General features: G+C 63.8%; 21 protein-coding genes. 14 read left to right on the top strand and 7 right to left on the bottom strand.

The features are described from left to right. Positions 1-23: 23 nt before the first annotated feature. The 4 genes from DAEP_RS0106815 to DAEP_RS0106800 are packed head-to-tail and all read right to left on the bottom strand — an operon-like array spanning position 24 to position 2,219. Complete coding sequence (locus tag DAEP_RS0106815) at positions 24-449, bottom strand: protein tyrosine phosphatase family protein (protein ID WP_027244138.1); 426 nt, start codon at positions 447-449, stop codon at positions 24-26. Between the two features lie 11 nt (positions 450-460). After that, positions 461-895 carry a DUF6691 family protein gene (locus DAEP_RS0106810; protein WP_208855444.1) on the bottom strand — a complete coding sequence of 145 codons (435 nt, stop codon included), beginning with the start codon at positions 893-895 and terminating at the stop codon, positions 461-463. Beyond that, entirely contained in the window at positions 895-1,323 is a 429-nt protein-coding gene (locus DAEP_RS0106805; RefSeq protein ID WP_008554962.1) for a YeeE/YedE family protein, read from the bottom strand. Before DAEP_RS0106805 ends, DAEP_RS0106810 begins: the two co-directional genes overlap by 1 nt. A gap of 32 nt (positions 1,324-1,355) precedes the next feature. Beyond that, positions 1,356-2,219, bottom strand: coding sequence for an MBL fold metallo-hydrolase (locus DAEP_RS0106800; protein WP_027244136.1), 864 nt, complete (start codon positions 2,217-2,219; stop codon positions 1,356-1,358). 292 nt (positions 2,220-2,511) lie between these two features. Here DAEP_RS0106800 and DAEP_RS0106795 point away from each other — a divergent pair, with 292 nt between their 5' ends. Then, positions 2,512-2,727, top strand: coding sequence for a hypothetical protein (locus DAEP_RS0106795; protein ID WP_008556452.1), 216 nt, complete (start codon positions 2,512-2,514; stop codon positions 2,725-2,727). A 35-nt stretch (positions 2,728-2,762) separates the two neighbouring features. On the opposite strand, the gene DAEP_RS0106790 is transcribed toward DAEP_RS0106795, so the two are convergent. Then, positions 2,763-2,981 (bottom strand): hypothetical protein, encoded by a 219-nt coding sequence (locus tag DAEP_RS0106790; protein WP_008557112.1) that lies wholly within the window; start codon positions 2,979-2,981, stop codon positions 2,763-2,765. A 193-nt stretch (positions 2,982-3,174) separates the two neighbouring features. Between DAEP_RS0106790 and DAEP_RS0106785 the strand changes: the two genes are divergently transcribed. Continuing rightward, positions 3,175-3,438 carry a DUF2312 domain-containing protein gene (locus tag DAEP_RS0106785; RefSeq protein ID WP_008553759.1) on the top strand — a complete coding sequence of 88 codons (264 nt, stop codon included), beginning with the start codon at positions 3,175-3,177 and terminating at the stop codon, positions 3,436-3,438. Positions 3,439-3,531: 93 nt separating this feature from the next. On the opposite strand, the gene DAEP_RS0106780 is transcribed toward DAEP_RS0106785, so the two are convergent. Next, positions 3,532-4,938: a hypothetical protein gene (locus DAEP_RS0106780; protein WP_027244135.1), complete on the bottom strand. Its 1,407-nt coding sequence runs from the start codon at positions 4,936-4,938 to the stop codon at positions 3,532-3,534. A gap of 233 nt (positions 4,939-5,171) precedes the next feature. Between DAEP_RS0106780 and DAEP_RS0106775 the strand changes: the two genes are divergently transcribed. The 8 genes from DAEP_RS0106775 to preA all read left to right on the top strand — a co-directional run bounded on the left by DAEP_RS0106775 (position 5,172) and on the right by preA (position 13,154). Next, positions 5,172-6,581, top strand: a complete 1,410-nt coding sequence (locus tag DAEP_RS0106775) for a UbiA family prenyltransferase (protein ID WP_036760492.1) — start codon at positions 5,172-5,174, stop codon at positions 6,579-6,581. Continuing rightward, positions 6,578-6,997 (top strand): GtrA family protein, encoded by a 420-nt coding sequence (locus DAEP_RS0106770; protein WP_027244133.1) that lies wholly within the window; start codon positions 6,578-6,580, stop codon positions 6,995-6,997. Before DAEP_RS0106775 ends, DAEP_RS0106770 begins: the two co-directional genes overlap by 4 nt. Beyond that, on the top strand, positions 6,994-8,322 hold the full coding sequence (locus tag DAEP_RS0106765; RefSeq protein ID WP_027244132.1) for an FAD-binding oxidoreductase: 1,329 nt from the start codon (positions 6,994-6,996) through the stop codon (positions 8,320-8,322). The genes DAEP_RS0106770 and DAEP_RS0106765 overlap by 4 nt, the downstream gene beginning before the upstream one ends. Continuing rightward, positions 8,319-9,056, top strand: coding sequence for an SDR family oxidoreductase (locus tag DAEP_RS0106760; protein ID WP_027244131.1), 738 nt, complete (start codon positions 8,319-8,321; stop codon positions 9,054-9,056). Before DAEP_RS0106765 ends, DAEP_RS0106760 begins: the two co-directional genes overlap by 4 nt. Positions 9,057-9,177: 121 nt before the next feature. Beyond that, positions 9,178-9,576: a RidA family protein gene (locus tag DAEP_RS0106755; RefSeq protein WP_027244130.1), complete on the top strand. Its 399-nt coding sequence runs from the start codon at positions 9,178-9,180 to the stop codon at positions 9,574-9,576. 89 nt (positions 9,577-9,665) lie between these two features. Then, complete coding sequence (locus DAEP_RS0106750; RefSeq protein ID WP_027244129.1) at positions 9,666-10,307, top strand: cupin domain-containing protein; 642 nt, start codon at positions 9,666-9,668, stop codon at positions 10,305-10,307. 155 nt (positions 10,308-10,462) lie between these two features. After that, a complete protein-coding gene (locus DAEP_RS0106745; protein ID WP_027244128.1) occupies positions 10,463-11,797 on the top strand; it encodes an NAD(P)-dependent oxidoreductase in 1,335 nt (444 codons plus the stop codon). A gap of 52 nt (positions 11,798-11,849) precedes the next feature. Further along, positions 11,850-13,154 carry an NAD-dependent dihydropyrimidine dehydrogenase subunit PreA gene (gene preA / locus DAEP_RS0106740; RefSeq protein ID WP_008557467.1) on the top strand — a complete coding sequence of 435 codons (1,305 nt, stop codon included), beginning with the start codon at positions 11,850-11,852 and terminating at the stop codon, positions 13,152-13,154. Between the two features lie 209 nt (positions 13,155-13,363). On the opposite strand, the gene DAEP_RS0106735 is transcribed toward preA, so the two are convergent. Beyond that, a complete protein-coding gene (locus DAEP_RS0106735) occupies positions 13,364-13,978 on the bottom strand; it encodes a TetR family transcriptional regulator C-terminal domain-containing protein (RefSeq protein ID WP_027244127.1) in 615 nt (204 codons plus the stop codon). 270 nt (positions 13,979-14,248) lie between these two features. Here DAEP_RS0106735 and DAEP_RS0106730 point away from each other — a divergent pair, with 270 nt between their 5' ends. From DAEP_RS0106730 to DAEP_RS0106715, 4 genes are all read left to right on the top strand, one after another. Continuing rightward, positions 14,249-15,499 carry a Zn-dependent hydrolase gene (locus DAEP_RS0106730; RefSeq protein ID WP_027244126.1) on the top strand — a complete coding sequence of 417 codons (1,251 nt, stop codon included), beginning with the start codon at positions 14,249-14,251 and terminating at the stop codon, positions 15,497-15,499. A gap of 131 nt (positions 15,500-15,630) precedes the next feature. After that, a complete protein-coding gene (gene hydA / locus DAEP_RS0106725; RefSeq protein ID WP_027244125.1) occupies positions 15,631-17,085 on the top strand; it encodes a dihydropyrimidinase in 1,455 nt (484 codons plus the stop codon). Between the two features lie 60 nt (positions 17,086-17,145). Further along, on the top strand, positions 17,146-17,985 hold the full coding sequence (locus DAEP_RS0106720) for an ABC transporter ATP-binding protein (protein WP_027244124.1): 840 nt from the start codon (positions 17,146-17,148) through the stop codon (positions 17,983-17,985). A 99-nt stretch (positions 17,986-18,084) separates the two neighbouring features. Beyond that, a complete protein-coding gene (locus DAEP_RS0106715) occupies positions 18,085-19,002 on the top strand; it encodes an ABC transporter permease (RefSeq protein WP_027244123.1) in 918 nt (305 codons plus the stop codon). Positions 19,003-19,016: the final 14 nt, after the last annotated feature.

The raw sequence follows: 19,016 nt of genomic DNA, 5'->3' as shown, positions 1-19,016 counted from the left end.
CCGCACCCCCTGCCGTTACGGCCTCAGCGGTTTGCCAGCGAGTCCAGCGCCGGGCGCAGCCCGTCCAGCTGATAGCCCGCCGCAGCGGTCTTTTGCAGGATGTCATCCGCGCTCATTTCGCTGGCCTGGCCCAGCGCCCAGACTACGGAACTGCGCGTGCCGGAAGCGCAATAGGCCAGCACCGGGCCTTCGCTGTTTTCATAGAACTCGCGCTGCGCCGCCACGTTTTCCGGCGTCATGGTCTGGTGGGTCAGGGGCAGAGCCTCAAACCGCAGACCGGCTGCTTCAGCCGCGGCGCGGATCGCGTCAGCCTGATGGCTGGGCGGCACTTCCTCGTCCGGGCGGTTGCAGATCACCATCGTATAGCCGGCTGCGGCAATGGCGGGCAGGTCCTCAGCCGAGATCTGCGGCGAGACCGAATAGCGGGGGGTGATTACACTTGCATCCATGGGCCGACTCCTTACGCGCTTGCGGCGCCGCGGTCCAGATGCCGGCTGACGGCCGGGGCGGCTATCATGCCGCAGGCCATTGCCGCCAGGAACAGCGCGCCTTGCCAGCTGTTGTAGCTGAGCGAGGCCATCGCCGGGCCGGGGCACAGGCCCACCAGCCCCCAGCCGATGCCGAACAGCACCGACCCAAGAACAAGCCGACGGTCCAGCTCGGCAGAGGGCGGGGCGGGAAAGCTGCCGCCGGCAGCCGGTTTGCGCCCTTCCGTAAGCCGCCAGGCAAGCGCCATCGGCAGCAGCGCGCCGCCCATCACGAAGGCCAGGGTCGGATCCCAGTTGCCAAAGATATCCAGGAACCCCTGCACCTTGGCGGTGTCGGTCATCCCCGAAAGCATCAGGCCGGCCCCGAACAGGCTGCCTGCGGCCAGTGCCAGAAAAATCCGCAGCATCAGATCACCCCCAGCAGCTGGCGCAGCACCGCCAGCGTCAGAATGCCCGCCAGCATGAAGACGGCGGTCGCCGCAATCCCGCGCAGGGACAGGCGGGAAATGCCGCAGACCCCGTGACCGGACGTGCAGCCGTTGGCAACGCGGGTGCCCACACCCACCAGCAGCCCGGCAAGCACCAGAACCGCTGCATTGCTGGTGACATGGGTATTGGGCGTGCCCCCTGTCAGCAGCCCGATCAGCAGCGGCATGCCAATCACCCCGGCGATAAAAGCGATCCGCTCCGCCGCGGTGTTGCGGCCGCTGCCATCCAGAAGACCGCCCAGGATGCCGCTAGCCCCCATGATCCGGCCGTTTCCGAGCAGGTAAACCGCGCCGCCAAGCCCGATCAGCAGGCCGCCGCCCAATCCCCAAATCCAGTCTGCTTGCATTGTCTTTCCCTGGTCCTTTCCCGTGCGTCCGGTCAGATCTTGTTCACCGGGATCTTCAGGAACACATCGCCCTGCTCATCCGGCTCCGGCATCTGGCCAGCGCGCATATTCACTTGCAGCGACGGCAGGATCAGCCGCGGCATCCCCAGCGTCGCGTCGCGGGCGTCGCGCATCTTGACGAATTCCTCGATGCTGCGGCCTTGGCCTACATGCACGTTCAGCGCCTTCTGCTCGCCCACCGTGGTTTCCCAGGCGTAATCGTCGCGGCCCGGCGCCTTGTAATCGTGGCCGACAAAGATGCGGGTCTCGTCCGGCAGTGCCAGGATCTTCTGGATCGAGTTGTACAGATCGGCAGAGGAGCCGCCCGGGAAATCGCAGCGGGCGGTGCCGAAATCGGGCATGAACAGCGTGTCCCCGACAAACGCCGCATCGCCGATCACATAGGTCAGGCAAGCAGGCGTGTGGCCGGGCGTGTGCAGCACCTCGCCACGCAACTGGCCGATCATGAAACTGTCGCCTTCGCGGAACAACTGATCGAATTGGCTGCCGTCGCGCTGGAATTCGGTGCCTTCGTTGAAAATCTTGCCAAAGGTGTCCTGGACCACGGTGATCCGGTCGCCGATGCCGATCTTGCCGCCAAGATGCTCTTGCAGATAGGGGGCGGCGGACAGGTGGTCGGCATGGACATGGCTCTCCAGGATCCACTCCACCCGCAGGCCTTCGGCCTTGACCCAGGCGATGATGGCGTCGGCAGAGGCGGTGCTGGTGCGCCCGGCGGCGTGGTCAAAGTCCAGAACCGAGTCGATGATGGCGCAGGCTGTGCCCTCGGGCTCGCGCACCACGTAGGACACGGTGTTGGTGGCTTCGTCGAAAAAGGCTTTGACGGCGGGGGTCATCTGTCAGTCTCCCTGGATGCTGGGAAATCATATATTGATTTGAGAATATGTTTCAAGAGAGCCGGCGGGCTTTGCTGCAGGCTTCGGCAAAAATCATCGCAGCTGTCTGATGTGTGTCAAGGCGCGGCCCAAACCGGCCCCGTTAGAATCATATGGTGCTGAGTAAAGCCGCAAAAGCGTCAGGAAGCCGTAAAAAAAGCGTGAAATTGCGGCGCAAAGGTAACATTCTGCGGGATTTCGTATTCCTGTTGCGAAATACTGTCACAATCGCAGGACGTAGGGAGGACTGCTTATGACAATGGAAGATCTGTTTCACACCGTCGAACAGCTGGAAACCAGAATTCAGAAAGAGACCGGCGCGGCCCGCTTGGCCATGCGGCCCGAATTCATCCGGCTGCTGGATCACATGCGCAAGAAAGGGGCAGAGGTTCCGCGCCGGTTCCGCCGTCTTGAGGCTGCGCTGTGCGAAGAAGCGGTGGAAGAGATGTTCGATAATATGCCCGTCTGACGCAGACTGGTTTTCAGACAGGGGCGGGCCGGGCGTCAGCCCAGAAAGATGCCCGTCATCACCAGCATAAGGCCCAGAACCGACAGCAGAAGGGCGCCCAGGTTGTAGGGCAGCACCGATTGAACAACGGCACGCAGCGCGTCGTCATCCAGTTTCTGGCGGCGGGCGCGTGCGACCTTGATGATGCACCAGACCAGCCCCAGCAGCCCGGCAACGGACAAGGCGGCTCCGGTCCAAACGATAAGATCGAACATGGGTGTGCTCCTGCAGGGGTTGCGTCGTGCCGCGCCTAGCCGATCCGTTCGCGGCGCGCAAGCCGCGCAGGCACGGGTGCCGGTTTTTGCCGCTTGGCGCAGCTCCGCCGCTTTCCCTTCTTGCGGCGCGGCGGGCGGGGCGCTATCCCCTTGCTCCGACAGCAACTGACAGCATGTGCCGACGGAGCCGCAGATGGATATCACCGAAGACGAAAAAAGCGAAAACTACCGTGTGACCGCTGGCGAACTGCGCCAGTTTATCGAGCGGTTCGAGCGTCTGGACGAAGAGAAAAAGACGATCGCCGAGCAGCAGAAAGAGGTGATGGCCGAAGCCAAGGGGCGCGGCTACGACACCAAGGTGATGCGCAAGATCATCGCCCTGCGCAAGCGCGACGAAAACGACATCGCCGAAGAAGAGGCGGTGCTGGAAATGTACAAGGAAGCCCTGGGCATGTAAGCCGCTCGGGGCTTCGGCCCTGGCAGGGAAATTGCTGGCGCCGGGCGGGCAGCAGTGCCGCCGGCGCCAGTTTTGTATCTGCGTTACGGACGTTTAGTGCGAACTGCCCGGTGACGGCAGGTTTTCTGCCCCGGCGCGTCCCGCCATCCGCCTGAGGCGGCGGCCGGCTTCCAGCAGCACCACGGCGTAAAGCCCCCAGAACAGCGGATGCAGCGTATAGCGCATGCGCTCCTGCTCCGGCCCGTTCACGGCGTGCGCCACCCCCAGGAACAGCACGACCGACAGCAGCATCACCTGATAGAACGCCCGGCGTGCCGGATCCCTGTCCCGGCGCGCAAGCTCCGCCAGGGCGATCAGCGCGAACAGGTTCAGCGCCAGCGTCAGGAACCGCGACAGGCTGGGGTCAATCACGATCTTGTTGTCTTCGGTCAGCACCCGCTTGGTGTCCGGCAGTTTGGGGAAGCGGTCCCAGTTCAGCGGCGGGAACAGGTATTCGTTCGGCCACAGCGACAGGCTGGTGAAGGCGCGCACCACCACCCCGGCGGCATACTGCAACGGTCTGGCGGAAATCACCTCCAAGGACTTCTTCAGGCAGGTTTTGGAATAATCGATCATCCGGGGATCGTTCAGGGCGCTGCCAATATGCTGGCCGATCAGCCCATGCGTTTCCGCAAAGGTCTTGAAGGAACAGCCCTCGATCCGCTCGGGAGCCACTTGCGAGACATTGAGGCCCAGCCAGCTGCCGGAGCTGAAGATGCCGAACACCGCCTTGTTTTTGACCGACGGCAGCAGCGACACCGCCAGCGTCAGGGCCAGGATGGCGGCGCGGACCGGTCCGGCACCCGCGTTGAACAGCAGCAGGCCTCCGACCAGCAGGATGTAGACCGGGTGAAACAGCGTCCAGGTCAGCGACAGGATCGCGAGGCAGGTGCAGAACAGCAGGAAATACAGCGTGCGGCGCGTCTTCAGCAGCAGCAGGACGAAGAGGCACGACAGCGCGAAAAGCGCTGAGGTGAAATGGGCATAGAGGATGAAGTTCTCATAGTAGAACACCGCCGGCGTCAGTACATAGGCCAGCGGCAGCAGACAGGCCAGCTTTCGTGACGGCGACAGCAGCCGCAGGGCGGCATACATGCTGGCAGCGGTCACAACAGTCAGCAACAGGTGGCTTCCCCAGATCAGCTGGATCATGCAGGCCTCCTGCGCATTGCAGGCCTTGGCCGCCAGCCCCAGCAGAAAGTTCCAGAACGGCGGCTGCGAATGCAAGGCGATCAGCGCCTCCAGCAGCCCGTCATGCAGCTGCTGCACCGGCAGGTGCTGGTATGCCCCGGACAGGTGGACAGGATCGGGGCGGATCTCCAGCAGCAGCGCCGCCAGTGTTCTGCTCACCAGCACGATCGCCGCAGCGGCAAGGGTGAAAACTGCGGTATCGCGCAGCAGCGAAGCCAGCCCGGGCGCCGGAGCGCGCGCGATGCCGGAAACGTGCGGGGGAGTTGTCATGCCGGACCTCAAATGTTTTGTACCGTCATAGTGGAACTTGGGTCTCTATGAAATTCCCCCTGCCGGAGAGCGGCTCCGGCTCAGGCATCGTTGCAACAGGCGGCCCCGGCACGGCTGCGTTGGCACCTAGCCAAAAAGCCGGGCCGCTGGTACAAGCGGGGCAGGGACCAAAACCATCTTCCGGTTGATTTCATTTGACGACAGATTCATCGCTTCCGGCCGGGCAGCCCGGCATGCTTGCCGTCGACCTGGATGGCACCCTGCTGCGCAGCAATATCCTGTATGAAAGCTTCTGGTCCTCCTTCGGGCGCGACTGGAAAAGCCCCTTTTCCGCGGCGGTTGCGCTGCTGAACGGCCGGGCGGCGCTGAAGCGGCATCTGGCCGGCACCTCCCGGATTGATGCGGCCAGCCTGCCTTATGATCCGGCGGTCGTGGACTATGTCAGGGACTGGCGGCAGCGGGGCGGCCAGACCGCGCTGGTGACCGCCAGCGACCAGTCCATCGCCGATCAGATCGCCGCTCATCTGGACGTGTTTGACGAGGTCCATGGCTCCAGCGGCACCGAAAACCTGAAAGGGCCGGTCAAGGCGGAGTTCCTGCAAAGCCGGTTCGGCGCGGGCGGCTTTGCCTACATGGGGGATTCCCCGGCCGATCTGCCGGTCTGGCGGCTGGCGTCAAAGGCGGTCACCGTGAATGCCCCACCGGCGCTGCGCCAGAAGGCGGAGCAAGCTGCGTCCCGGACAGAGCATCTGGCGACGGCAGAGCCCGCGCTGACTGCGTATGTCAAGGCGCTGCGACCGCATCAGTGGCTGAAGAACATCCTCGTTTTCCTGCCGATGCTGGCCGCGCATCAGCTGGACATGGTAACTCTGGTGCAGTCGCTGCTGGCTTTCCTGTCGTTCAGCCTGATTGCCTCCAGCGTCTATGTGGTGAACGACCTCCTTGACCTGAACGCCGACCGCGCCCATCCGCGCAAGCGGTTCCGGCCCTTTGCCGCGGGAAGCATCCCGATTGAACACGGCAGCTGGATGGCGGCGGCGCTGTTTCTGGGCGGGTTGGCGGCGGCCCTGCCGCTGGGTCTGCTGTTTCTTGGGGTCATCCTGCTTTATTACGCGATGACAACTGCTTATTCGCTGCATTTCAAGCGGCTGATTGTGATGGACATCTGCCTGCTGGCGGGGCTTTATACCATCCGCATCGCAGCGGGAGGTGCCGCCACGGGCATACCGCTGTCGGTCTGGCTGCTGGCCTTTTCCATTTTCTTCTTCTTTTCGCTGGCCGCCGTGAAGCGCCAGGCAGAGCTGGTGGACAGCGCCAGGCGCCAGCAGCTGACCGCCAAGGGGCGCGGCTATCACGTGGACGATCTGCCGGTCATCTCGATGATCGCGATTGCCGCGGGCTATGTGTCGGTGCTGGTTCTGGCGCTCTACCTCAATTCGCCGGCGGTGGCCGCGCTGTACGCCACGCCGCAGGGGCTGTGGGGGATTTGCTGTGTGCTGCTCTATTGGATCACCAATACGGTGATGCTGGCCCACCGGGGCCAAATGCAGGATGACCCGGTGGTCTATGCGGCGCGCGACCGCGGCAGCCAGCTGTGCTTTTTGATCGCCCTGTCCTTTGCGGTGTGGAGCAGCGCACTATGACCCTGCAGCAGCTTCTTGTCCGCTACACCGCATTTGCGGCCGCCGCCACCGCCGTCAACCTCGCCACCCAGCGCGCGGTGTTGCAGCTGGGGGAGACCGGCGCCTATTTCACCGCTGCCATGGCTGCGGGCACTCTGGCCGGGCTGGTGGTCAAGTACATGCTGGACAAGCGCTGGATCTTCTTTGACCAGCAGGGCGGCTTGAAACACCAGGGCCGGACCTTTCTGCTGTATTCGGTGATGGGGGTGGCGACCACGGCGGTGTTCTGGATCACCGAGACGCTGTTCTGGCTCACTTGGGGCACCGATGCGGCGCGCGAGGCCGGGGCAATCCTGGGGCTGGTGATCGGCTACACGGTGAAATACCAGCTGGACCGGCAGTTCGTTTTCACCCGCCGCACGGCGGAGGCGGAATGAGGGGGCTGTCCGGCTGGGGCAACTACCCCGTGGCGCAGGCGCAGCTGCTGGCACCGCGCAGCGAGGCAGAGCTGCAGCGGCTGATCACCGATAGCCCCTCTGTCATTGCCCGCGGCAATGGCCGCGCCTACGGCGACAGCGCGGTTGGGGTGCCTGCGACCCTGCATATGCGCCATTTCAACAAGATGATCTCCTTTGATGCGGAGACCGGCCTGCTGGTGGCGGAAAGCGGCGTTCTGCTGGGCGATATCATCTCTGCCTTCCTGCCGCGGGGCTGGTTTCCGCTGGTGGTGCCGGGCACCAAGTTCGTGACCCTTGGCGGCGCCATTGCCGCGGATGTGCATGGCAAGAACCACCACAAGGATGGCAGCTTCCGCAGCGGCCTGGACTGGGTCGAGGTGATGGGGCCGGATGGAACGGTCCGCCGCTGTTCCGCTGAGGAAAACACAGAGTTGTTCAATTGGACCGCTGGCGGCATGGGGCTTACGGGTGTGATCCTGCGGGCCGCCATCCGCCTGCGGCGTGTACCCTCCGCCTGGATCCGGCAGGATACGATTCCGGCTGCAAACCTCGACGCGGCCATCGAAATCTTCGAACGCTCCGCCGCTGCAACCTATTCGGTGGCCTGGATCGACTGCCTGGCGGGCGGCGACAATCTGGGGCGGTCGCTGGTCATGCTGGGGGAACATGCCCTGCTGCAGGACCTGAGCTATGACCAGGCCGCGCGCCCCTTTGCCATTCCCCGCGCCAGCAACCGCACCGTACCGCCCGTGTTCCCGTCCTTTGCGCTGAACCGCTACAGCGTGCGGGCGTTCAATGCCGCCTATTACTGGGCAGGGGCGCGCAAGGCCGGGCGGCAGATCACCGGTTACGACAGCTTCTTCTTCCCGCTCGATGCGCTGTTGGGCTGGAACCGGATCTACGGACGCAAGGGCTTTGCCCAGTTTCAATGCGTGCTGCCGCTGGACAGCGCGCGGGCAGGCTTGCGTGCCTTGCTCGAGGCGATCTCTGCTGCCGGGCAGGGGTCGTTTCTGGCGGTGCTTAAACGGTTGGGCGCGCAGAACAGCGCGTTCTCTTTCCCGATGGAGGGTTATACCCTGGCGCTGGACTTCCCGGTCAACCGCCGCAGCCTGCAGCTGATGCAGGACCTCGACCGGATCACCATCGCCCACGGCGGCCGCTTCTATCTGGCCAAGGACAGCCGGATGAGCCGGGACACGCTGCGTGCCGCCGACCCCAGGGCCGCAGAGTACGCGGGGATGCGGCAAATGTCCGGGCTGCACCCCTCCTTTCAGTCCGCCCAGTCGCAAAGGCTTTCGCTATGAGCAAATCCCCCGTTTTGATCCTCGGCGCCCGGTCGGACATCGGCATGGCTGTGGCCCATGCCTATGCCGCGCAAGGCCGCCCGGTGCAGCTTGCCGCCCGCAATGCGGACAGTCTGGAGCCCCAGAAGACCGATCTGGAATTGCGCTACAGCGTGCCGGTCTCCCTGCATGAGTTCGACGCGCTGGCGCTGGAAGAACACGAGCGCTTTGCCGATGCGCTGCCGGAACTGCCGGGCATCGCCGTCTGCGCCGTTGGTTTTATGGGGGAGCAGGGCGAAAGCGAAACCAGCCCTGCCGCCGCGGCCCAAGTGCTGCGCAGCAACTTCGAAGGCCCGGCCAGCATTCTGTCGGAACTGGCCAGCCGGTTTGAACAGCGCGGCTCCGGCACGCTGGTGGGGATTAGCTCGGTTGCCGGTGAGCGGGGACGCGCGACCAATTATGTCTACGGCGCGGCGAAGGCCGGCTTCACCGCCTTCCTGTCCGGCCTGCGCAACCGGCTGGCCCGCAAGGGCGTGCATGTGGTTACGGTGCTGCCCGGGTTTGTCGCCACGCAGATGACCGAGGGCATGGACCTGCCGGACAAGCTGACGGCCCAGCCCGGAGAAGTCGCCCGCGCCATCACCGATGCCACCGCCAAGCAGAAAAACGTCGTCTATGTGCGGCCGGTCTGGCGGCTGATCATGCTGATCATCCGCAACATCCCGGAGGGTGTGTTCAAAAAGATGAGCATCTGAAGGGGGGAGCGACCCAGGCGGTCCCACGGGCTTGCTTCAGGCTTATAAGTTTTAAGCTTGAAATAATTCCCGCGGCGGCGCTATTGTCGGTGGCAGGCATTATCAGCAAAGGAGCCCCGCCATGCCGGCCATCAGTGTGCATCCCGAAGGGTGGAAGCCCGCCAAAGGCTACGCCAACGGAATGGTCGCAGAGGGCAAGCTGCTGTTTGTCGGCGGCCAGATCGGCTGGACCGCGGATCAGGTGTTCGAGGCGCATGACTTCATCGGCCAGATGAGCCAGGCGCTGCGCAACATCCTGGAGGTGGTGGAGGCCGCGGGCGGCACTGCAGAGGACATCACCCGGCTGACCTGGTATGTGACTGACAAGGCGGAATACCTTAGCCATCAAGCAGAGGTCGGAAAGGCCTACCGCGCGGTAATGGGCTATCACTTCCCGGCGATGACCATGGTTGTCGTCTCGGCGCTGGTCGAGGATGAGGCCAAGTTGGAAATCGAAGCCACTGCTGTGCTGCCCGGCTGACGCCGCGGATCAAGCACGGTTTCGTGAGCGCTCTTCCCCTGGTCCCGGCCAGCCGCCACATTGCTTGGCGCAGCAAAGGGGAGAGCCAGATGCGTATCAATGCCGATTTCACCAAACGCGCCGCGGTGCATTTCGAGGACACGCCCTGGGTGCCCAGCCCGGCACCGGGGGTAGAGCGCAAGATGCTCGACCGCATCGGTGAAGAAGTTGCCCGCGCCACCACCATCGTCCGCTTCGCGCCGGGCTCTGCCTTTGATGCGCATGTGCATGACGGCGGCGAGGAGTTTCTGGTGCTGGACGGCGTGTTCCAGGATGAGCACGGGGACTTTCCCGCAGGCTCCTATGTCCGCAACCCGCCCGCGACCAGCCACACGCCCGCCGCGGCGGAGGGCGCGGTGATCCTGGTCAAGCTGCACCAGTTCGACCCTGCAGACCGGACCGAGGTCAAAACCCGTGCCGAAGCGGATGCCGCGCAGCAACAGCTGTTTCAGGATGCGGTCGAAACGGTGACGCTGCAAACCTGGGCACCCCGTCAGGCGGTCAGCTTGCAGGCGTCCGGCGGGCTGGAGGTCTTTGTGGTGGACGGCAGCTACAGCGAAAACGGCGAGGATTTCACCCGCTGGGACTGGCTGCGCCTGCCGCCCGGCAGCCGGTTTGAGGCCACTGCCGGTCCGGACGGGGCAAAAGTGTGGATGAAAACCGGCCATCTTTCGCAAATGACTGCTCAATAGGCATCGCCTGATTTCGGCGTGAAATCAGGTTCTTGCACGCCGCTCCTTCGGGGGCGGCATATTTTTTGCCTGCGGGAAAAATTTTACCAGTTGATAAAAAATAGGACTGTGGCACTCTGAATAGCAAGAACAACCGAAAATCAGGGAGACACCCAATGGCGACCAGCCATCAGGCATCCGGTATTCAGGCAGCGCGGCTTGACGCTGCCGGGATCGCTGAGAACTTCTCGGACTTGCACCCGCCATATGACGCGCATGAAGCAGCCGTGGCCGCCGACCGCTGTTATTTCTGCTATGACGCGCCCTGCATGACGGCCTGTCCGACCAGCATCGACATCCCCCAGTTCATCCGGGAAATCCAGGCCGGCCACCCCGAAAGCGCGGCCCGCACGATCTTGGGGCAAAACATCCTCGGCGGCATGTGCGCCCGGGTTTGCCCGACCGAGACCCTGTGCGAAGAGGTCTGCGTGCGGGAGACGGCAGAGGGCAAGCCGGTGGAGATCGGCCGCCTGCAGCGCTATGCCACCGACACCCTGATGGCCAAGGGCGTGCATCCCTTCACCCGCGCCGCCGCGTCCGGCAAGAAGGTAGCCGTTGTGGGGGCGGGCCCTGCGGGTTTGTCTGCGGCGCACCGGCTGGCGATGCTGGGCCATGACGTGGTGGTCTATGACGCCCGCTCCAAACCCGGCGGCCTCAACGAATTCGGGATTGCCGCCTATAAGACCACCAACAACTTCGCGCAGCGCGAAGTGGACTGGCTGCTGCAAATCGGCGGCATCACCATGGATTACGGCAAGGCGCTGGGCAAGGATCTGTCGCTGGATGCGCTGAAGGAGGCGTATGACGCGGTGTTCCTTTCCATCGGTCTGGCCGGGGTCAATGCCCTGCGCGCGCCCGGCGAGGACATGGAGGGCGTCCGCGACGCGGTGGACTTCATCGCCGAACTGCGCCAGGCGGACGATCTCACTGTGCTGCCGGTGGGCCGCAACGTGGTGGTGATCGGCGGCGGCATGACCGCAGTGGATGCTGCGGTGCAGTCCAAGCTGTTGGGCGCCGAAAACGTCACAATCGCCTACCGCCGCAGCCGCGAAGAGATGGGTGCCAGCCGGTTTGAGCAGGATCTGGCGGCCTCCAAGGGCGTCAAGCTGATGTTCAACGTGATGCCGGTCGCGGTGCACGGCAGCGGTGCAGCGACAGAGATTGAATTGGAGTATACTCAGGTCACGGACGGGAAGGTCTCCGGCACGGGTGAGACCGTGCGTCTGGCAGCGGATCAGGTGTTCAAGGCGATCGGCCAGACGCTGGAGGGCCAGCCGGAGGCGCTGGCGCTGGAGGGCCGCAAGATCAAGGTCGATGCCAGCGGGCGCACGTCTGTGGCGGGCGTCTGGGCCGGGGGCGACTGCGCCTCGGGCGGCGAGGACCTGACCGTGACTGCCGTGGCCGAGGGCCGCGACGCTGCAATGGACATTCACTCCAGCCTGATGGGCTGAGCAAGCCAGGACCGGGTGACCAGTCCGGGCTAGCCTTAAGAGGAGAGATCAAATGGCTGATCTGACGACAGAATTTCTGGGGATCAAATCCCCCAACCCGTTCTGGCTGGCCTCCGCGCCGCCGACCGACAAGGAATACAACGTCCGCCGCGCCTTCGAGGCCGGCTGGGGCGGTGTGGTCTGGAAGACGCTGGGCGCCGAAGGCCCGCCGGTGGTCAATGTGAACGGCCCGCGTTATGGCGCCATCTGGGGCGCCGACCGCCGCCTGCTGGGCCTCAACAACATCGAGCTGATCACCGACCGGCCGCTGCAGACCAATTTGGAGGAAATCACCCGCGTCAAAAAGGACTACCCGGACCGCGCCGTGATCGTCTCGATCATGGTGCCTTGCGAGGAGCAGGCCTGGAAGGACATCCTGCCGCAGGTGGAGGCCACAGGCGCAGACGGGATCGAGCTGAACTTCGGCTGCCCGCACGGCATGGCCGAACGCGGCATGGGCTCTGCCGTGGGGCAGGTGCCGGAATATATTCAGATGGTCACCGAGTGGTGCAAGAAATACTACTCGAAGCCGGTGATCGTGAAGCTGACCCCGAATATCACCGACATCCGCCACCCGGCCCGGGCGGCGCACGCGGGCAACGCCGATGCGGTCAGCCTGATCAACACCATCAACTCGATCACCTCGGTGAACCTCGACAGCATGGCGCCGGAGCCGACCATCGGCGGCAAGGGCACCCACGGCGGCTATTGCGGCCCGGCGGTGAAGCCCATTGCGCTGAACATGGTCGCTGAAATCGCCCGCGATGCGCAGACCCGCGGCCTGCCGATCTCTGCCATCGGCGGCGTCACCACCTGGCGCGACGCGGCGGAATTCATGGCACTGGGCGCTGGCAACGTGCAGGTCTGCACCGCGGCGATGACCTATGGCTTCAACGTGGTGAAGGAGATGATATCGGGCCTGTCGAACTGGATGGATGAGAAGGGCTACACCTCCACCCAGGATTTCATCGGCATGGCGGTGCCGAATGTGACCGACTGGCAGTATCTGGACCTGAACTACGTCACCAAGGCCAAGATCAGCCAGGACGATTGCATCAAATGCGGCCGCTGCTATGCAGCCTGCGAGGACACCTCGCATCAGGCGATTGCGATGAGCGAAGACCGGGTGTTCACGGTGAAGGACGACGAATGCGTCGCCTGCAACCTCTGTGTGAACGTCTGTCCGGTAGAGGGCTGCATCACCATGGAGGAAGTTCCTGCGGGCCAGATCGACGAGCGCACCGGCGAGGTGGTCTCGGGCGAATACGCCAACTGGACCACGCATCCGAACAACCCGTCGGCAACGGCCGCGGAGTAGGTCTCTCCGGCGGGCGGGGCAGCACAGAAGCAAAGGCTCCCGCCCGCCGTCGGCCTCCTTTTCAGGAGACGCTCCTGCCGTTGGGCCCGGCGCCGCGCTTTGCGCGGCGCCGGGCCCAAGGCCGCCACGGGGGCATCAGCAAGGCTGATGCCACCTGAGGGCGCGGGAGAACCCGGTTGGCGTGCAAGCGGTCCGGCAAAAAGCTGAGGTCAGCTTTCGGGCGTAAGCATCCGCCGGTACAGGGTTTCCAAGTACTTCGGCGCGGCGTCGAACGGGTCTTCCTCGCCCATCAGGGTGCGCACCTGAGCGTCGAAATCCGCGTAATGCTGGGTCAGCGACCAGATCGAAAACAGCAGGTGTTTCGGGTGCGCCCGGTTGATCCGCCCGGCATCCATCCAGTCCTGCAGCAGCTGGGCCTTTTCTTCCACCAGAACCTTGAGATCGGTGGCGATCACCTCTCGCAGCCGCGGCGCACCCTGCACGATCTCATTCGCATAAAGACGGCTTTCGCGCGGGTAGTCCCGGCTCATTTGCAGTTTGCGCTGCACATAGGCAAGGATTTCCTCCAGCGGCTCGCCCTCGGGATCGAGGCCGCGCAGCGGGTCGAGCCAGGTGTCCAGCAGCCCCGCCATCAGCTCGTTGAACATCGCTTCCTTGGAGGGGAAGTAATAGAGCAGGTTCGGCTTCGACAACCCGGCCGCCTTGGCGATCTGATCCACGGTGGAGCCGCGAAAGCCGTGGCTTGAAAACACGTCCAGCGCCGCTTCGAGAATGGCAGCGCGATTCTTCTTCTGAATGCGGGTGGGCGCGCGGTCTGCGGGCATGATCGTCCTTGTCTGTTTCTGCCGCGTGCGGCGGGCGAAAGCACGGAATTTCACCTGTTTCCGGCAAAGGCGCCGTTTTTTGCAAGGGTCCTGCGGCAATTTCTTGACTGGTGGTGAACCCGTGATAGCGTGAGTTTGACCAGTTGGTCAAATCAATGTCCGGATTGCGAACAGCCCGGCATTGCAACGGACCAGCATTCGAAGCCACCTAACACGGCGCCAAGCCGGAGCCAGCCCGCAAAGACGGGCGCACAGGGAAGGAAGCTCGAGATGACGTCGCTTGGACAGAATCTGAAAATCAATGGTGACAGGCTGTGGGAGAGCCTGATGGAGATGGCCAAGATCGGCCCCGGCGTCGCGGGCGGCAACAACCGCCAGACGCTGACGGATGCGGACGGCGAAGGCCGCGCCCTGTTCCAGAAATGGTGCGAGGAGGCAGGCTGCACCATGGGGCTGGACCAGATGGGCAACATGTTTGCGATGCGCGCGGGCACCGACCCAAACGCGCTGCCGGTCTATGTGGGCTCGCATCTGGATACCCAGCCCACGGGCGGCAAATATGACGGGGTGCTGGGGGTGTTGGCGGGGCTTGAGCTGATCCGCTCGCTCAACGACATGAACATCAAGACCAAACACCCGATCGTGGCCACCAACTTCACCAACGAGGAAGGCACCCGCTATGCGCCGGCCATGCTGTCTTCGGGGGTGTTTGCCGGTGTGCATACCCAGGACTGGGCTTACGGCCGGGTAGATGCCGAGGGCAAGACGTTCGGCGATGAGCTGAAGCGCATCGGCTGGCGCGGCGAAGAGGAAACCGGTGCCCGCAAGATGCACGCTTTTTTCGAGCTGCACATCGAGCAGGGGCCGATCCTGGAGGCCGAGGGCAAGGATATCGGCGTTGTGACCCACGGCCAGGGCCTCAGCTGGACGCAGGTGACGATCACCGGCAAGGACGCCCACACCGGCTCAACCCCGATGCCGATGCGCCGCAACGCGGGCCTGGCGATGGCGCGGGTCCTGGAGGCGGTGGACGCAATCGCCTGGAGTCACGCGCCGCACGCGGTGGGCGCGGCGGGGCATATCGACGTCTACCCGAACTCGCGCAACGTGATCCCGGGCAAGGTGGTCTTCACCGTCGATTTCCGCAGCCCGGATCTCGACGTGATCACCGACATGGAAAACCAGCTGCGCGAGCAGGGGGCCAAGATTGCCGATTCCATGGGTGTGGAGATTGAATTCGAGAAGGTTGGCGGCTTTGACCCCGTGGCCTTTGACGAGGGCTGTGTCAGTGCGGTGCGCAGTGCGGCGGAGCGGCTGGGCTATTCGCATCTCGATATCATCTCCGGCGCGGGCCATGACGCCTGCTGGATCAACCGGGTGGCGCCGACCGCGATGGTGATGTGCCCTTGCGTCGACGGCCTCAGCCACAACGAGGCTGAGGAGATCAGCAAGGAATGGGCCGAGGCGGGCGCCAATGTGCTGTTCCACGCGGTGGTCGAGACAGCGGAGATTGTCGAATAGGGGGCGCTGCCCCCGCGGCCCTTCGGGCCGCTCCCCCGGAGTATTTCCGGAAAGATGAAACACGCTGCGCCAGACAGCGGAAGAGACAAGTGGAGGCGTGAAAATACGCCCCAGCTCAGGGAGTTATAAGCATGAGTAAAGTCATCAAGAACGGCACCATCGTGACCGCCGATCTGACCTATAAGGCGGATGTGCTGATCGAGAACGGAGTGATTACCGAGATCGGCCAGGGCCTCAAAGGCAGTGAGGAGCTGGACGCTACCGGCTGCTATGTGATGCCGGGCGGGATCGACCCGCATACCCATTTGGAGATGCCCTTCATGGGCACCTACAGCTCGGACGATTTCGAAAGCGGCACCCGCGCCGGTCTGGCGGGCGGCACCACCATGGTGGTGGACTTCGCGCTGCCCAATCCGGGCGAGAGCCTGCTGGACGCGTTGAAGCGCTGGGACAACAAGTCCACCCGCGCCAACTGCGACTATTCTTTCCATATGGCGGTCACCTGGTGGGGCGAGCAGGTCTTTGACGACATCAAGACCGTGATCCAGGAGCGCGGCATCAACACCTTCAAGCACTTCATGGCCTACAAGGGCGCGCTGATGGTGAATGATGACGAGCTTTATGCCTCTTTCCAACGGCTGGCGGAGCTGGGCGGCATCGCCATGGTGCATGCCGAAAACGGCGACGTGGTGGCGGAGCTTTCGGCAAAGCTGCTGGCACAAGGCAACACCGGCCCTGAGGCACACGCCTATTCCCGCCCGCCGCAGGTGGAGGGCGAAGCGACCAACCGCGCGATCATGATCGCCGATATGGCGGGCGTGCCGCTTTATGTGGTTCATACCTCCTGCGAGGACAGCCACGAGGCCATCCGCCGCGCCAGGATGCAGGGCAAGCGGGTTTGGGGCGAGCCGCTGATCCAGCATCTGACCCTGGATGAGAGCGAGTATTTCAACAAAGACTGGGATCACGCCGCCCGCCGGGTGATGTCGCCGCCGTTCCGCAACAAGCAGCATCAGGACAGCTTGTGGGCCGGTCTGCAATCGGGTTCGCTGTCGGTAGTGGCGACCGACCATTGCGCCTTTACCACTGAGCAGAAGCGCACTGGCGTTGGCGATTTCACCAAGATCCCGAACGGCACCGGCGGGCTGGAAGACCGGATGCCGATGCTGTGGACTCATGGGGTGGAAACCGGCCGTCTGACCCCGAACGAGTTTGTGGCGGTCACCTCAACAAACATCGCCAAGATCCTGAATTGCTACCCGAAAAAGGGTGCGGTTCTGGTCGGCGCGGACGCCGATCTGGTGGTCTGGGATCCAGAAAAGCGCAAGACGATTTCGGCGGATACGCAGCAGTCTTCGATCGACTACAACGTGTTCGAGGGGCATGAGGTGAAGGGCCTGCCGCGCTTTACCCTGACCCGCGGCCATGTGGCGGTGCATGACGGCGAGATCCGCTGTCAGGAGGGCCACGGCAAGTTCGTCGCCCGGGAGGCCAACACCACGGTGAACAAGGCGCTGTCGACCTGGAAGGAACTGACGGCGCCGCGCCCGGTGGAGCGCACCGGCATCCCGGCAACAGGCGTGTAAATCAGGAGCGGGCTGCCGGAAACGGCGGCCCGTTTTCCTGTGTGAAATCAAGGCGAAGATATGAATATGGAACCGACCACCCAGGCAATCCGCCCCGAGGCCGCCGCGTCCGCACCTGCCCCTGCAGACTGCGTGATCGAGGCCCGGAACCTGGACCTGACCTTTCAGACAAATGACGGGTCGGTGCATGCGTTGAAGGATGTGAGCCTGAAGATCAGCAAGGGGGATTTTGTCTCCTTCATCGGGCCGTCGGGCTGCGGCAAGACAACCTTCCTGCGCTGTATCGCGGCGCTGGAAACCCCCACCGGGGGCAGCCTGTCCGTGAACGGCATGACGCCGGATGAGGCGCGGCGGAACCGGGCTTATGGCTACGTGTTTCAGGCGGCGGGGCTGTACCCGTGGCGCACCATTGCCAAGAACATCAAGCTGCCGCTGGAGATCATGGGATATTCCAAGGCGGAGCAGGAAAAGCGCGTTAAGCAGGTCCTGGACCTTGTTGAATTGTCGGGCTTTGGCGGCAAGTTTCCCTGGCAGCTGTCAGGCGGGATGCAGCAGCGGGCAAGCATCGCGCGGGCGCTGGCCTTTGATGCGGATATCCTGTTGATGGACGAGCCTTTCGGGGCGCTGGATGAGATCGTGCGCGACCATTTGAACGAACAACTGCTGAAGCTGTGGGCGCGGACCAACAAGACCATCGGCTTTGTCACCCACTCGATCCCCGAGGCGGTTTATTTGTCCACTAAGATCGTGGTGATGTCACCGCGGCCCGGGCGCATTCACGATGTGATCGACAGCACGCTGCCCATGGAACGGCCGCTGGATATCCGCGACAGCCCGGAGTTCATCGAGATCGCCCACCGGGTGCGCGAGGGCCTTAGGGCGGGGCATGGCGATGATTGATTTTGCCAGAAAGACCCGCGGGAATTGGGGGGTGTCCCGTGTGCACCCCCTGTACACCCCCTGTGCACCGGGCGGCTGCCGGTTGCGGAGGGCACGGCCATGAAAAGCCTCGTTGCTGTGCTCACCGTTGTCGTCGCCATCATCGCGCTTTGGTATGCGGCCTGTGTGCCGATGAACATCAAGGGCGTGCTGGATCAGGCGGAGCGGGCAGGGGGGGAAGTTACCCCGGCCACCGCCAAGGCGCGCCGGGACATGAGCGAGATCGGGCTGGTGGCGAAGAACGCTTTTGCCATCAGCGAGACCTGGGGGCAGGAGCGCCCGCGGCTGCCGGCGCCGCATCAGGTGGCGGTGGAGCTGTGGGAGACCACGGTGGAGAAGAAGATCACCTCCAAACGCAGCCTGATCTATCATGCGCAGGTGACGCTGTCGGCCACTCTCCTGGGCTTTGCCATCGGCACCGGGCTTGGCATTCTGCTGGCCGTGGGGATCGTGCATTCCCGCGTCATGGATATGTCGGTGATGCCCTGGGCGATTGTCAGCCAGACCATCCCGATCATCGCCCTGGCGCCGATGATCATCGTGGTGCTCTATTCCATTGGGGTGCAGGGGATCATCCCCAAGGCGGTGATCTCGGCCTATCTCAGCTTCTTCCCGGTGGTTGTCGGCATGGTGAAAGGCCTGCGCGCACCGGATGCGATGCAGCTGGATTTGCTTAAGACCTATAATGCCAATACCTCGCAAGGGTTCTGGAAGCTGCGGCTGCCGTCCTCCATGCCCTATCTGTTTGCCTCGCTGAAGATCGGCATTGCGGCGTCGCTGGTGGGCGCCATCGTGGGGGAGCTGCCGACTGGCGCGGTTGCGGGGCTTGGCGCGCGCCTGCTGGCGGGCAGCTATTACGGGCAGACCGTGCAGATCTGGTCGGCGCTGTTTGCCGCCGCAATCCTGGCAGCGGCGCTGGTGGCGCTTTTGGGCCTTATCGAGAAGGTTGTCTTGAGCCGGATGGGGGTGCGGGCATGATCAATGGTTCGATT

The sequence above is a fragment of the Leisingera daeponensis DSM 23529 genome (genome assembly GCF_000473145.1).
Classification (GTDB): Bacteria; Pseudomonadota; Alphaproteobacteria; order Rhodobacterales; family Rhodobacteraceae; genus Leisingera; species Leisingera daeponensis.
The sequence above is the reverse complement of the archived record's forward strand: the minus strand, read 5'-3'. Positions and strand labels throughout refer to the sequence as shown.

What these genes read in the sequence shown, in the direction of transcription:
- hydA (WP_027244125.1), top strand. Translation starts at nt 15,631, where the DNA reads ATGAGTAAAGTCATCAAGAACGGCACCATCGTGACCGCCGATCTGACC.
- DAEP_RS0106795 (WP_008556452.1), top strand. Translation starts at nt 2,512, where the DNA reads ATGACAATGGAAGATCTGTTTCACACCGTCGAACAGCTGGAAACCAGA.
- DAEP_RS0106755 (WP_027244130.1), top strand. Translation starts at nt 9,178, where the DNA reads ATGCCGGCCATCAGTGTGCATCCCGAAGGGTGGAAGCCCGCCAAAGGC.
- DAEP_RS0106785 (WP_008553759.1), top strand. Translation starts at nt 3,175, where the DNA reads ATGGATATCACCGAAGACGAAAAAAGCGAAAACTACCGTGTGACCGCT.
- DAEP_RS0106760 (WP_027244131.1), top strand. Translation starts at nt 8,319, where the DNA reads ATGAGCAAATCCCCCGTTTTGATCCTCGGCGCCCGGTCGGACATCGGC.
- preA (WP_008557467.1), top strand. Translation starts at nt 11,850, where the DNA reads ATGGCTGATCTGACGACAGAATTTCTGGGGATCAAATCCCCCAACCCG.
- DAEP_RS0106770 (WP_027244133.1), top strand. Translation starts at nt 6,578, where the DNA reads ATGACCCTGCAGCAGCTTCTTGTCCGCTACACCGCATTTGCGGCCGCC.
- DAEP_RS0106800 (WP_027244136.1), bottom strand. Translation starts at nt 2,219, where the DNA reads ATGACCCCCGCCGTCAAAGCCTTTTTCGACGAAGCCACCAACACCGTG.
- DAEP_RS0106775 (WP_036760492.1), top strand. Translation starts at nt 5,172, where the DNA reads ATGCTTGCCGTCGACCTGGATGGCACCCTGCTGCGCAGCAATATCCTG.
- DAEP_RS0106810 (WP_208855444.1), bottom strand. Translation starts at nt 895, where the DNA reads ATGCTGCGGATTTTTCTGGCACTGGCCGCAGGCAGCCTGTTCGGGGCC.
- DAEP_RS0106815 (WP_027244138.1), bottom strand. Translation starts at nt 449, where the DNA reads ATGGATGCAAGTGTAATCACCCCCCGCTATTCGGTCTCGCCGCAGATC.
- DAEP_RS0106805 (WP_008554962.1), bottom strand. Translation starts at nt 1,323, where the DNA reads ATGCAAGCAGACTGGATTTGGGGATTGGGCGGCGGCCTGCTGATCGGG.
- DAEP_RS0106735 (WP_027244127.1), bottom strand. Translation starts at nt 13,978, where the DNA reads ATGCCCGCAGACCGCGCGCCCACCCGCATTCAGAAGAAGAATCGCGCT.
- DAEP_RS0106715 (WP_027244123.1), top strand. Translation starts at nt 18,085, where the DNA reads ATGAAAAGCCTCGTTGCTGTGCTCACCGTTGTCGTCGCCATCATCGCG.
- DAEP_RS0106765 (WP_027244132.1), top strand. Translation starts at nt 6,994, where the DNA reads ATGAGGGGGCTGTCCGGCTGGGGCAACTACCCCGTGGCGCAGGCGCAG.
- DAEP_RS0106730 (WP_027244126.1), top strand. Translation starts at nt 14,249, where the DNA reads ATGACGTCGCTTGGACAGAATCTGAAAATCAATGGTGACAGGCTGTGG.
- DAEP_RS0106790 (WP_008557112.1), bottom strand. Translation starts at nt 2,981, where the DNA reads ATGTTCGATCTTATCGTTTGGACCGGAGCCGCCTTGTCCGTTGCCGGG.
- DAEP_RS0106720 (WP_027244124.1), top strand. Translation starts at nt 17,146, where the DNA reads ATGAATATGGAACCGACCACCCAGGCAATCCGCCCCGAGGCCGCCGCG.
- DAEP_RS0106780 (WP_027244135.1), bottom strand. Translation starts at nt 4,938, where the DNA reads ATGACAACTCCCCCGCACGTTTCCGGCATCGCGCGCGCTCCGGCGCCC.
- DAEP_RS0106745 (WP_027244128.1), top strand. Translation starts at nt 10,463, where the DNA reads ATGGCGACCAGCCATCAGGCATCCGGTATTCAGGCAGCGCGGCTTGAC.
- DAEP_RS0106750 (WP_027244129.1), top strand. Translation starts at nt 9,666, where the DNA reads ATGCGTATCAATGCCGATTTCACCAAACGCGCCGCGGTGCATTTCGAG.